General features: G+C 51.6%; 12 protein-coding genes and 1 tRNA gene. 3 read left to right on the plus strand and 10 right to left on the minus strand.

From position 1 onward, the window contains the following. Positions 1–85 precede the first annotated feature (85 nt). The 7 genes from J8G15_RS05020 to J8G15_RS05050 all read right to left on the minus strand — a co-directional run bounded on the left by J8G15_RS05020 (position 86) and on the right by J8G15_RS05050 (position 5,463). Positions 86–161 (minus strand) — tRNA-Lys (locus J8G15_RS05020). Positions 162–228: 67 nt separating this feature from the next. Then, on the minus strand, positions 229–972 hold the full coding sequence (locus tag J8G15_RS05025) for a ThiF family adenylyltransferase (protein WP_210546446.1): 744 nt from the start codon (positions 970–972) through the stop codon (positions 229–231). 222 nt (positions 973–1,194) lie between these two features. Beyond that, positions 1,195–1,977 (minus strand): tol-pal system protein YbgF, encoded by a 783-nt coding sequence (gene ybgF / locus J8G15_RS05030; RefSeq protein ID WP_210546447.1) that lies wholly within the window; start codon positions 1,975–1,977, stop codon positions 1,195–1,197. Beyond that, positions 1,978–2,517 (minus strand): OmpA family protein, encoded by a 540-nt coding sequence (locus J8G15_RS05035; protein WP_210546448.1) that lies wholly within the window; start codon positions 2,515–2,517, stop codon positions 1,978–1,980. A gap of 18 nt (positions 2,518–2,535) precedes the next feature. After that, positions 2,536–3,813, minus strand: coding sequence for a Tol-Pal system beta propeller repeat protein TolB (tolB, locus tag J8G15_RS05040; protein ID WP_210546449.1), 1,278 nt, complete (start codon positions 3,811–3,813; stop codon positions 2,536–2,538). 33 nt (positions 3,814–3,846) lie between these two features. Next, positions 3,847–4,698 carry a glycosyltransferase gene (locus J8G15_RS05045; RefSeq protein WP_240538450.1) on the minus strand — a complete coding sequence of 284 codons (852 nt, stop codon included), beginning with the start codon at positions 4,696–4,698 and terminating at the stop codon, positions 3,847–3,849. Between the two features lie 3 nt (positions 4,699–4,701). Beyond that, positions 4,702–5,463: a glycosyltransferase family 2 protein gene (locus J8G15_RS05050; RefSeq protein ID WP_210546450.1), complete on the minus strand. Its 762-nt coding sequence runs from the start codon at positions 5,461–5,463 to the stop codon at positions 4,702–4,704. Positions 5,464–5,574: 111 nt separating this feature from the next. On the opposite strand from J8G15_RS05050, the gene msbA reads away from it, so the two are divergent. From msbA to J8G15_RS05065, 3 genes are read left to right on the plus strand one after another with little or no spacing between them, the layout of a single operon-like run. Continuing rightward, positions 5,575–7,320: a lipid A export permease/ATP-binding protein MsbA gene (msbA, locus tag J8G15_RS05055; protein WP_210546451.1), complete on the plus strand. Its 1,746-nt coding sequence runs from the start codon at positions 5,575–5,577 to the stop codon at positions 7,318–7,320. Positions 7,321–7,334: 14 nt separating this feature from the next. Further along, positions 7,335–8,036, plus strand: coding sequence for a polysaccharide deacetylase family protein (locus tag J8G15_RS05060; RefSeq protein ID WP_370627496.1), 702 nt, complete (start codon positions 7,335–7,337; stop codon positions 8,034–8,036). Further along, the gene (locus tag J8G15_RS05065; protein ID WP_210546453.1) at positions 8,033–8,920 is read left to right on the plus strand and encodes a DUF6492 family protein; all 888 of its coding nucleotides are present in this window, start codon (positions 8,033–8,035) and stop codon (positions 8,918–8,920) included. The genes J8G15_RS05060 and J8G15_RS05065 overlap by 4 nt, the downstream gene beginning before the upstream one ends. 113 nt (positions 8,921–9,033) lie before the next feature. Here J8G15_RS05065 and J8G15_RS05070 read toward each other — a convergent pair whose 3' ends face one another. The 3 genes from J8G15_RS05070 to J8G15_RS05080 all read right to left on the minus strand — a co-directional run bounded on the left by J8G15_RS05070 (position 9,034) and on the right by J8G15_RS05080 (position 13,117). After that, the gene (locus J8G15_RS05070) at positions 9,034–10,437 is read right to left on the minus strand and encodes an O-antigen ligase (protein WP_210546454.1); all 1,404 of its coding nucleotides are present in this window, start codon (positions 10,435–10,437) and stop codon (positions 9,034–9,036) included. Positions 10,438–10,600: 163 nt separating this feature from the next. Beyond that, entirely contained in the window at positions 10,601–11,638 is a 1,038-nt protein-coding gene (locus tag J8G15_RS05075; protein ID WP_210546455.1) for a hypothetical protein, read from the minus strand. A gap of 351 nt (positions 11,639–11,989) precedes the next feature. Continuing rightward, entirely contained in the window at positions 11,990–13,117 is a 1,128-nt protein-coding gene (locus J8G15_RS05080; RefSeq protein ID WP_210546456.1) for a glycosyltransferase family 4 protein, read from the minus strand.

The raw sequence follows: 13,117 nt of genomic DNA on the forward strand, positions 1-13,117 counted from the left end.
CGCCAAGGAGCTTTCTTAACGCACCCGCAAACAAAAAAGCCTGACCACATTAATGATCAGGCTTTTTTTGCCCAGAGGGCCGAATTGGTGGGATGTGCGGGGGTCGAACCCACGACAAACGGATTAAAAGTCCGCTGCTCTACCAACTGAGCTAACATCCCTTTGAAAAAATAAACAAAAAAGTTGCATTTCTCCAAGCCTTAAATTATAACCCAGTTCTTTCTAGGTTTAGCACTTTTTCGCTATTTGGTTCAATACCCAGCCCGCTGCACACTGACCAAATGTGGCGGTCACGCTAACGACCGACCCGTAACCATGACAGTTGAGACTGCCATCACCATCAACGGCGCAAGACGCGTCGGGAGGCGCGACAGATTCTCGGCTGAAAACACAAGTGACACCCATTTTTTTACCGTCCTTGGGGGCGCCATGTTCCTTGCGCAGACGGTATCGCAGTTGGGCCAACAGTGGATCATGAGTCACGCTGGCAAGGTCACTGACATCAACGAGGTGTGGTTGTCGTTTGCCGCCAGCGGCACCAACCGAAATAAAATGCCTCTTGGCTTGGCGGGCCCACACAGCCATCGCCGTCTTGGCTTTGACCTGGTCACAGGCATCAATGACAGCGCTCACGCCATCAGGAACCAGTAACGGCCAATTCACCGCATCCACGAATTCATCCACGCATTCGACTTGGCATTCACTGTGAAACGAGTGGACTCTGTCCCTCATGGCGAGAACCTTGGACTGACCAATCGTTGCGTCGACTGCATGAAGTTGCCGATTGATATTGGACTCAGACACATGATCCATGTCGATCAATGTAAGACGCCCTACACCACTACGGGCCAATGCTTCCACCGCCCAAGACCCCACACCGCCGACACCCACCACAGCGACATGAGCATCGCGAATACGCCCGGCGCCACCCATACCAAACAGCCGCTCCAGACCAGAAAAACGACGATCCATCAAAATCCTAAAAAACTAAAATGGAAACGCATAACTGGCATCAATATGCAACTCATCGGTGACATCTCCCCAACCCAGCCATGGGGCCCTGCTAGATAATTGCAAAGAGCCCATCAGGGCGTGGAGTAGATGCCACGTCGGGCTAAGGAATGCCAGCAATATTCAGAGCAGTCGAGGCGAGCCAAGGGCTCGCCTCGCAACCCCAGTAATACGATTAGCGACTTATTTCAATCGTGCCAAGCGCTCTTTTGCTGCGGCAGCAGCTTCTGCTTGAGGATATGCCTTGATGAGATCTTCCAGCGTTTTCCGAGCGGCACGGTTGTCTTTCAATTCAACTTGGCAGTTGGCAATTGACAAAACTGCTTCGGGAACACGCATGTGCTCAGGCTCGCTAACGATCAAACTCCGAAAGTTCAACATAGCCTCTTTGTATTCTCGATTCGCATATTGGGCATTGCCCAACCAGAACAAAGCCGATGGCCGATAGCCACTCAAGGAAAAACGCTTCAGGAAACTGGAGAAAGCAGTCTGCGCAGTCGCGAACTCGCCTTTTCTAAAGACGGCCAGGGCAGCATCAAACTCACGTTTCTCTGCTGGCTCCACAGTGAACTCTCGCCCATCAAGGGTAACCTTGACAGGCTCAAGTGGGCGCAACCGCTCATCTACAGTTTGAACAATATTTTTTTGTTGCAGCTGCGTGTCGGACAACTCGCGCACCATTTGTTCGTTTTGGCCTCTCAATTTGGCCACATCCATCCGAAGCATCTCTATTTGATTCTGCAAATCAAGCAAGCTTCGCCGAACAACGAGAACATCCTCATTTATTTTGGCTGAGGACTGCTCGGACGCAACCCGGGAGGACTCGACGCGCTGGCGCAGGTCGAGAATTGCACGTCGTGCCTCTTCGTCCTCAAAGAGCGCCGCATGAGCGGATACAGCCCCCAGCGAAAGGAACAAGGAAAAAATGGTGGCATATGTCAAGCGCACAGTATCAGTCCCTTTCATTTATCGGTAATTGAGTTCCGCACGGCGGTTTTTGGCTCGAGAGACCTCGTCGTTGCCCACGGCGGCAAGCTTTTCCTTGCCATAACTGACCGCTTCCATTTGCCCGTCACTTACTCCGAGAAGACTCAATGCGTTTCGCACTGACTCTGCCCTCTTTTGTCCCAATGCGAGGTTGTATTCACGCCCGCCAGTGTCATCTGTGTGGCCTTCAATTGAAACGTTGCGCTTTGGTAGCGCCTTGATATGCCGAGCATGGGTCTCAACCAAACCTTGAAACTCAGGTTTGATGACGAAGCTGTCGTGATCAAAATACACGATTCTTGGGCCGGCCGGAGGGGCAGATGGGTCATTGCTTCGCCCAATATCAATCGGCGCCACACCGCCATTACCGACGCCAGAACCGGAACCGGCACCAATTCCACCACCCTGTTGCAGCGCTGTTCCGGCGCGATCAACGACAGGGACATCGTCAAGTTTCACTGCAGAACTGCATCCCGCCAATAGCGCGGCACCTAAAAAAATTGTCAATGCGGATTTCATGTAAATACTCCTGTAAATTTATTGTTTCGAGAATGGGCCCCAATGAGGCTCTCTCAAGTCGCCGCCTTGCCCACTCAGGCTGGCCTTGACCTTGCCATCCAAAGTCGTCGTCATCAACGCCTCTCGCCCTTGTTGTTGTGTGGCATAGACAATTAACTTGCTATTGGGTGCAAATGCCGGGCTTTCGTCCGCAACAGTATCTGTCAATGACGTGACGGTACCAGTAATCATCTCCATCAATTGCAACTTAAACGCTCCATTCACCCGAGTGATATAGGCCAACCAACGTCCATCAGGACTGATAGCAGGTGAAATGTTGTAGTTCCCGGTAAATGTGACCCGCTCAACATTGCCACCACTTGGCGGTATTTTGTAGATTTGGGGCGAGCCACCCCGGTCGCTTACAAAGTAAAGTGTTTTTCCATCCGAGGAAAACGCGGGTTCGGTATCGATGCTGCTTGACTGAAGCAGACGGCGAGGCTCTCCACCATTGGCATCGATCACATAAAGCTGCGACCCACCGTCTTTGCTAAGTGTGACGGCCAAAGACCGGCCATCAGGAGCCCAAGCAGGGGCGCTATTGGATCCTCGAAAATTCGCAATCAAACGGCGTTTGCCTGTCAACACATCGTGGGTGTATATCACCGGTTTGCGAGACTCAAATGAAACATAGGCCAACTGAGCGCCGTTGGGCGACCAAGCAGGTGAGATGATGGGCTCCGGGCTTGCCAATGCAGCCTGTGCATTTTCGCCATCCGCGTCCGCGACCCAAAGCTGATACCGCTGCGCGGACTTGGTCACGTAAGCAACTCGCGTGGAAAAAACACCCTTCTCACCGGTCAAGCGTTCATACACATAGTCCGCAATCTGATGAGCAGCCAACCTCAAATCAGTCTGAGTCACTGCATAGCTCTGTGCCCCAATATCCTGCCCACGCACGACATCCCAAAGTCGAAATCGAACATCAAACCGACCATCAACCAAGCGTGAAATGCTCCCATTGACCAGTGAGTCGGCGCCCTTCGACCTCCAAAGTGCCAAGTCAGGACGAGTCATCTCGTCCAGCGCAGCCCCGCCCGCGTCAACAATCCGAAACTGACCGCTTCGCTCCAGATCCGCCTGAACAACAGCCGCGATCTTCTGAGACACCAAGTCCTGGCCACGAAATGCCGAAATGGCGATGGGCAGTTGGGTTACCCCCACGCCAGAGACCTCTACTCGAAACTGGGCCACCGCGGGTAGCCATGCTTGAAGTATCGCCAAGCCAAACAAAACCCTGAATACTAATTTTCTCATCTTGCCTTTTTTGTTTTTCAATTTGAAAAAGAATCAATTGATGACTCTGACAACAGCATCGTTCGCCATCAGTGGATTATCAATTCCCTCCGTGGCCCTGATCACTCCGGAATTAAGCCTCAAAGTAACCCGATCTCGATTGACTGACTCGTTACTCCGACTATTCTCTTTGTGCCACAAATGGTAAACCTCTGTGGCACAAAACCCGTTCTTTCGCTGCCGCCCTGAATTGTGTAGCCTCAAAACAAAGTCGGCATCCTCATGCCCCCACCCCTCGAAGGACTCATCAAATCCGTTGACCAAGATGTAATCCTCCTTCCAAACAGCCAGATTACACCCACGAATTTGTTTCCATCTGAAACGTTTTTCCCGTCTCATTTTGATGTCTGGAACTCGCACCAAATGAACAATCTTGTTCGAATCCCCCTGGAAGCGCCACTTGATCCAGGTTACCCATGTTGCGTGCACGACATCAGTATTCCCTGCTAACACTGACGCCGACAATCGCTCGCTTAACAGGACTCTACTGCCATTCACAAAGCAACCTCGCTCCGCCAAGTATTCATGCCCCTGAACAAAGTGACGATTTGGAATGCAGTCGCCATCCATGAAAACCAAATAATCGGCGCTGCTTGACGCAACCGCCAAGTTTCGAGCTCGAGAAATTGTAAATCCGCTGTCCGGGTGCCATACGTGCGTCACGCGGCAATTGAACTTTGGCAATCCAGCGCCCACCCTGGCTATCGATTCGGCCGTCGATCCATCGTCGGCGATGATGATCTCATGTCGCTCATCGCACTGATCGGCGAGTCCCTGCAAAACCTTAAGCAAGTTTCCCGGATTGTTATAGGTCAAAACGATGAATGCGGTTGTCACTTCTTTCATTTGCTACTTCAATTCAGAACGATTGCGTAACACAAGCCATCTTTTTAGGTACCGGTAGTAAGTACCCTCTGCATTGGAAATCGCCAACGCCAGTCCCAACTGTCCATCGAGAAAACCGAGGCGCAAAAAATACGTGCGAAAAAATGCCCAGAACCCATGGCCCAACGCGCTCCATAGATTTGCTGATCGTCCCTTTTTCTCCATACTAAGGGCGCCGGCCGTCGAATACCGATTCACTTTATCAAGCACTGACTCAAAATTCGGAAAGCTCAAATGCACGATCCGAGATCGAAGTGTTCCAACAGCCTCGGTTGTGACCAAGCGTTCATGCACCAAGTCATCGGAAAAATTCGCCAGCCCACGCCGAAAAAGTCGAGTTACGTAGTCTGGATTCCACCCAGAGTGCTGCATGAATTGACCACAATAGCTGGAAAGTCTTGGAATGCGGTAAACATTTAGAGACGATGAACTTACTATGAGCGAAACTATTTCTGCACGAAGCTCGGGTGTCACCCGCTCGTCTGCGTCAATAGAGAGAACCCATTCACCTCGAGCCAGCGACAACGCTCGGCTCTTCTGGGGCCCAAATCCAGGCCAATCTGATGTCACAGAAACCTGTGCGCCCAAACTTCGAGCCAAGTCTGCCGTTCCGTCCGTACTGGCGTTGTCGACAACAACAATTTCATCAGCAAAGTCGACACTCGACAGACAGTCCACAATGTTAGCTCGTTCGTTGCGAGTGATGACGATAACTGAAAGGCGCATAGGAATGTTAGGAGTGTAGCAAGTTGCCGGCATAATCAAGCGAAGCGCCCCTCTTCAGGAGTGGATCCTGATCACGACGGCGGTTTGAGATGCCGTGAATTCAAATCACAGATGACGAAAGACCAGCCCAAAAGCAATCAGGACTTATATCTTCGATTGCTGTCGTATATCAAACCACATTGGAAGGTTGTCGTTCTTGCTGTGATTGGCATGATTGGAACAGCTGCAACAGAACCCGTTTTTCCGGCCATCATGAAGTACTTGCTGGACAACGGATTCAAAACCGCTGATCCTCGTATGGTCTGGGTGATACCAGTTGGTATTGTTCTGCTGTTTTTTGTACGCAGTGTCTTTGTCTATTGCACGGGGTACTTAATGATGTGGGTGTCCAGCCGACTAGTCACTGACCTGCGCCGCGACATGTTTGCAAAACTGCTTGTCCTGCCTACCCACCACTACGACGAACAATCCGCTGGCCATTTAATTTCGCGACTTGTTTACGACGTAAACAACGTTACCGATGCAGCAACCAGCGCACTAATATCAGTGGTGCGGGAGTCCCTCACAGCAACTGCGTTGATCGCCTATCTTCTCTATTTAGACTGGAAACTCACACTAATTACCTTGACGATAGGACCTGTGATTGCTTTTATTGTCAAAGCGTTCTCTCAAAGAATGCGCGCAGCCAGCCGCAAGAGTCTGGAAGCGATGCGGACTATTTCGCACACAGTCGAGGAGACCGTCTCAGCAGAGCGGGTTGTCAAGATTTTCGGCGGGCAGCGCCGCCAATTGCAGCGATTTTTTGATGCCACAGAAACTTTCCGCAGAGCTCAAATGCGGGAGGCAATTCCAGCGTCGGCGGTCACACCGATCACGCACATCGCAGCGTCTGTAGCCATCGCGATCATCGCCTATCTTGCATTGAGTCAATCAACCGGGCAGGCTGGCACGTCGCCGGGTGGCTTCATATCGTTTATTACAGCGATGCTTCTGTTAATTTCGCCTATCAAGCAACTCACGACGGTCAGCACAACCATTCAGCGCGGATTGGCCGCGGCTGAAAGTGTTTTTTCTCTGTTGGACACATCCCAGGAGGAGGATCAAGGGAAAAAGAAAATTCAGCGTGCCAAAGGAGATATTTCATTTGAATCCGTCAGATTCAAGTACCCAGGTGCCGAACATGAAACATTGAACGGAATTTCATTTCAGATCGAGGCAGGCCAGACCATTGCACTTGTTGGGGCATCGGGTGGCGGCAAGACAACGATCAGTTCCTTAATCCCTCGCTTTTATGCCGTAACCGCCGGTCGTATCACTGTCGACGGAACCAACACCGTGGAGCTAACTCTGGAAAGTCTGCGGCAAAACATTGCATTGGTCAGCCAGGACATTGTTCTTTTCAATGACACCATTGAAGCAAATATTGCATATGGCGCTTTAGGGACATTCAGCCGAGCTGAGGTCACAAAGGCAGCGCAGGCGGCAAATGCTTGGGACTTTATTGAAAAACTCCCGAACGGGTTAGACACCATGGTGGGCGAAAATGGATCCAAACTATCAGGAGGCCAGCGGCAGCGGCTCGCAATCGCCCGCGCCTTGCTTAAAGATGCACCCATCTTGATATTAGACGAAGCAACTTCGGCACTGGACAGTGAATCGGAACGTCAAGTTCAATCAGCTCTAGCTGTACTTATGAAAAACAGAACAACCTTGGTCATTGCCCATCGTCTGAGCACCATTGAACATGCAGATCGCATCCTTGTGGTGGACAAAGGCCAAATCATTGAAAGTGGATCACACACCCAACTCATGAGCGCTGGCGGCTATTACGCCAACCTGCGCCATATCCAAGCATGAGAATTCCGATTCTGATGTACCACCAAATCGATGTGCCACCACCGAGTGGCACCCCATTGCGCGGACTCGTGGTTTCCCCAGGCTCATTTGCACGTCAGATGTGGCTACTGAGATGTTTGGGTTACAAGGGTATGTCGATGCGCAATCTTGAGCCATATATGAGGGGAACTATCCAAGGCAAGGTGATCGGAATTACGTTTGATGACGGTTACGAAAACACGGTTCTGAATGCCCTACCTGTGCTTCGGCAGATGGCGTTCACTGCAACATGTTATGCCGTGAGCGACATGATTGGCCAAACGAACTCTTGGGATCGTCACCTTGGTGTTGAGGAGAAACCTCTGATGAGTTTGGATGACTGGTTGGTTTGGAGAAACAGTGGCATGGAGATTGGCTCCCATACCCGCACGCATGCGAACCTGACGAAACTTTCCGAAGCCGAAGCTTATATGGAAATTGTAAAATCGAAGCAGGAGCTGGAACGGCTATTGGATTGTGAAATTCGACACTTCTGCTATCCGTTCGGCCAGTTCGAAAAAGACCACAGCTCGGCCGTGAAAGAGGCCGGTTACGCTAGCGCCACCACCACACACCGAGGATTGATTCACAACGGGGACGATCCATTCACTCTTCGGCGAGTCATGATTGCTAGGGCTACAAACGTGCTGCAATTTGCGCTTAAAGTGACGACTGGCTACGAAGACCGCCGCTCGTGAAGCAGTTTTCTCTTTTTTGTAAGAGCTTTTGCACGGACCTGAAGAGAGTAGTACGTCTGGCTTCATCTATCAGGCAATTCAACACTGAAGGCCTTCCTTTTTACGTGTCTGTACCCAATGCGGACCTCCCACTGTTTCGGGAACACCTGAGTGGTCTAGGCGTCGAGATCGTAGCGGACGAGACAATTATTGCGGCATCTCCCCGAATCAAAATAACCGAGCTCCAGAAAATGTCGGGGGGCCTAACTCAGCAGATCATCAAGTCAGAGTTTTGGCGGTTAGGTATCTCTACCGCCTATCTGTGCTTGGACTCAGACGCCCTATTTATCCGCCCCTTTGGTGTGGCGGATTTCATGGCGCCAGGAGAAATACCCTACACAGTGATCGATGAAGGCCATGAGTCACTAGAGGACGCCATCCGACATAAAAAACCGAGAGTCGTTAAGGCTTATGTCAAGGAAGCTGACCTGTTACAAAATTTGTTTGAACGGACAAGCCGGCGTTATAGCTTCGGCCCCTTCCCACTGATTTGGCACCGTGCGGTATGGGAAAGTCTAGACACAAACTACCTTCGGCCTCTGGGCATAAGCATAGCGGACGCCATTGCCCAAGCACCGATCGAATCACGTTGGTATGGTGAGGCACTTTTGGCCTACAAGGCAGTGCCCCTTATGCCCTGCCAACCATTGTTCAAGGTTTACCACTACGCTTGGCAATACGATCAAGATCTTCGAAGAAGCATGGGAACGGAGCAGCTGAAAACGTTATACAGCGGGGTGATCTACCAATCAGCATGGGAGCGAGGTATGGATTGGCCCCGGGAAGGCGGAGACTTTTCATCGAGGTTTGGCCGCCGTTTGCGCCGAATCTTGGGTCGTATTTAGAGCGCGGCATCAGGTTCTGGAGTGCTTCAGCGAGGGGCACACCCATATTCAGCTCGCTGAAGCCCGAACATAATCGGTATTCCGGAAAATCTAGGACGGATCAGCGAGGCCTTTCATCGAGGATAATTTAGCCTCTCTTTCTCTTCTCTGGCGGAGATTGACGTCCGACGTCGTAGCCACAAATTGGCAGCAGCATAGGAAAGCACAAATCCCTGCATCTCCAGCATATGGTCTCTAAACACCGAATCCGTAAACCCACGAATTATCCAAAATGCAGCAAGTGAAACCAGCACGAGCGCCCATTCATTAAGCATTTTTGACGCTCGAAAATAGCGGAGCCCGACAGTTAAAAAGTAGGCTAAAACTATCAAATACAGAATGGCACCGGCCCACCCAAGCGCCAGCGTCGTGTCGATCCAACCATTGTGAGCGTGCGCCATCAAAATGACTGGATCGGAACACTCAGATCTCAGCAAATTTTGGTAAGCATGCTTAGATCCATCATTTCCCCACGGGTGTTTAATCGCGAGTGCAATGCCCGCCCGCAATAAAACCATTCGCGCGCCGTCACCCCCTTGCACAGCAGAAATCACGCTCTGAGCTTTCTCACCTGAACCATATTGGGCAATGATTTTCGATTCAATTGAGGAAGTACCTTCACATTCAATTTGAATGGCGTCGCCAGAAAATCCAGCTACAAGCTGCCCGGCCATATTTTGCCAACGGCTATCATTTTTAATCGCAACGAAGAGAATGGAAACCGCGGCGATCAGTAGGGTCGCTATAGCAATGAGAACATTTTTTCGTTGATGACTCGCTCGTGTCAAGTACACACAGGCAAGGACAAGAAGCCCTCCGCCCAGCACAAACGCGAAGCCCGCGCGAGAATTGGCAAAGGCGGTACTTAGAAGACCAGCCAGAATCAAGGCTGCAGCCCATGGTCGAATTGCTTTGTTTCCAGCTGCCATGGCTGCCGCGAGAAGCACAACAGCCTGTCCCGCTGCGTAGCCCAGATCCGCGTGATGCGTTTCTCTCCCCCAATAGCCCCAGGGTATAGACGATGTCTCCCAAGCTTTCAATGCGAAGAGACTAAGGTGAATCAGTATGGGCACCGAGGTTACAAGCCCAAGATCGAAAGCTGAACCTCTATTTTTTTTCCAAAAAACAGCGGCCACTCCTGCCCCTGCCAGCATAGCGATTAGACCCCGGCCCCATTGCCCCAGCAAACTTTGCGCAGCAATGATCGGCGAGTCGGAAATAAGCGGGAACACAAACAGATACGCAGCCCACAACCCAATTGGTATGGGCCAGTAAAACGAAGGTCGTTGCTTCAGAAACGACCACGCCAGACAAGCAAGAAGGCCGAGCAGTGCAACATTGCGGAAAGCAATGGTGCCGGCCATTGGCAGGACTGCGAGGTAACACACAGCAAAAATACCGACGAAAAAGGTCGCGCTATGGGGCACTGAAGCAGCACTCCAGCTACTTCTTGAATTTAATTGGTTTTTTTCCTTCATACCTATTTTCCAAATAGACGTCGGGGCGCCTTGCCGTTTGATACATTGGTCTTCCCCCGGAGCGCTAGACGCATCCTAGCCTCAAACGTGAAGCACGGTTGAACGCCAAAGGGCTGATTCTGGGTCCAAAAAAGCGCGCCAATGAGTAACAAGTTGACCGTAGTCAGATGTGGCCAGGCTTCAATTGCGCCACCCAACCAAGGAGTTGACCGACCGCAGCCTGTGTAGTGAATGGATTCACCCGGTTATCCTGAACAACAGCGCCAAACCGCCAGTTGTCAATCGCCTCACCTAGGGCCGTCGCCAGTTCTGTATATCGTTGCAAATCTTGAGGGTCATTGCTCTCACTGCAAATCGCCACATGCCCCTGCCCTCGAAGGATCGCAGCCATCTGCGGATTGTTATGAACCACAGCCAGGATCGGCCTTTTCGCCCAAAGGTACTCATAGAGCTTTGAGGGGATGTACTCTGAGCAAATTGGATCTTCGCCGTGAAGCAACAATAAGATGTCTACCGTTCGCATCCGATTTAATATCGTCTGGCGGCCGCTACAACCAGTCAGGGGATCGGCTTCAATTCGCCCGAAATGCCGCAAGCAAGGTTTAACATGGGAATGGGAAAGCCGCGTTACGGACACACTGTCTAATGGTCCGCCGTATACGTGCAACTCGACCACATCCATCAATTCGGGACGTTGGCCAAAAAGCGTCTCTAGCGCTCCAACAATGGGGCCCAAGTGTCGCGTTGGTGAAAGTGATCCGAAATGCCCGATGACAAACTTCTTGCCTGGAATGTAAGGGGGCAGCGTTTGGAAGGGGTTGTCGATGCCCGGCAGCATCATCTTGCCCCGGTTCCCAAGCTGAGGATGGCGTTGGCGCGCGCTGGCTAAGGCCTGGTTGGTAAACCAGATCGCCACATCAGCATCGGCGCAGATTTGGCCTTCGACCTTGGCTTGCATTTTTTCCTGAGCCGTCGTTGGGATTTTTCCCGGCATGACCATGGGATCATGCACTTCAGCCAACCAACAGGTACCGGTAGCGTGCTTCAGTGCATACCCGGCCATATGGGCCGCAAACGCCCCGCCCGTCGAATAAATCAAGTCAAAGGGCTTTTTGCGTGCCAGGTGTCGCCCTTTTAGATAGGCACTCAACCACCAAGACCAAGAGCTTTCGACGGGGCGTACAAGTTTTTCGATCAGCATCCATGGCAGCAAGAATATGGATGCAATCGTCATGCACAAACGGTACACAAAGCCACATCCCAAACGTTTGCGCAAGACATGCCGGAGCTCAAACCGAAATCCCGCGGGTCCCAAGGGCCAAAGTTGATGGTGTTCAACTTGTGTGTCATGACTACCGGATACGCCGCTCAATACGACGACTTCGATGCCCGCACTCTGCAGATGAGGAAGCTTGTCTGTAATAGTTTGACTGGCCGCCCGTCCATCCATGTTGAATGCGTGCGAAATGACCAACCAACGTGGCCGTGAATCAGAACTCATTCGGATATTAGAGAGTGAAATGGACGAACTCAGGAGGGCCGCGATGGCCATTCATTTTGCCGCCACCTGAGAAAAAAGCTGTTCATATTGTAGGACCGCGCTTTCCCAAGAATGGTGTTGGGCAAACGCTATGCCACCTTGGCGCAAATGTTGAGCCAAGTCTCGGCTGTCCAATATGGCGCCGATTTGCCCGGCTAATTCTTGCTCATTTTTCGGGTCAGACAATAGCAATGCATTTGCCCCATGCGTCAATTGACGGGAGATGCCGCACTGATTCGGACCACTTACCACTACAGGAAGGCCATGGGCCATAGCCTCCAACACCACCATCGCGAAACTATCTTCCAGGGTGGGATGGGCTAGACAGTCCGCCGCGGCATAGGCGGGGGAGAGGTCTTCAAGCGACCCCAGGAAATACACTCGATTCTCAATGCCCAACTCCTGAGCCTGGAGACGGTATTTGCGAGCCGCGTTGGGGTTGCCAGCTACTGCCAGAAATACGCTGGGAGGCATCGCTCGAAGGGCCTCCAGCAAAGTATCCAATCCTTTTCTGGCATAGTCATTGGCAATAAAAAGAACCATTCGGCCATCAAGCGGCAAACCAAGTGCGCGCCGCGTATCTGCCTGGCCCGGCAAATCAAGTGGGATATTCACACCAGGAGTTACGACTTTTATCTTACCGGTACAGCCGGGATACGCCTCTTCACACTCCTGACGAAGGTGATTAGACGTGGCGACGATGCGGTGCGTTGGACAAAGTCTAAAGCGAGAACCTTCCAGCACAAGATAGGTGATCAACCTAGGGCTCAAGGCCACTTTGACCCAACGGAATATCCGGTGGACTCCACTAAAGGTGAAAAACAGGTTGTGCCGCACAGGCCTGACGTGGATAGTTTGAACGTGGCCTTGCCAAGTATTTTCGTGCGAATGGACCGCGTCAAAGCCCCGACGGGTTTGCCGCCAAGTAAAAACGGCAAACACCAACTGATTGATCCAGCGCGGTTTCTCAAACAGGGAAAAAACTTTGTGATACGAAACCCCTTGAATGGGGTGGTTGGACGTCTGCGAAAACACGTGAACTTCATGGCGCGACGCCAACCCCTGAACCAAGGCAACAGCATAACTTTCAGCACCACCGCCCGCTCGCGAAAAATGGCGACTGATAACGGCAATTCGCAT

Origin of the sequence: Rhodoferax sp. PAMC 29310, assembly GCF_017948265.1 — a bacterium.
Classification (GTDB): Bacteria; Pseudomonadota; Gammaproteobacteria; order Burkholderiales; family Burkholderiaceae_C; genus Rhodoferax.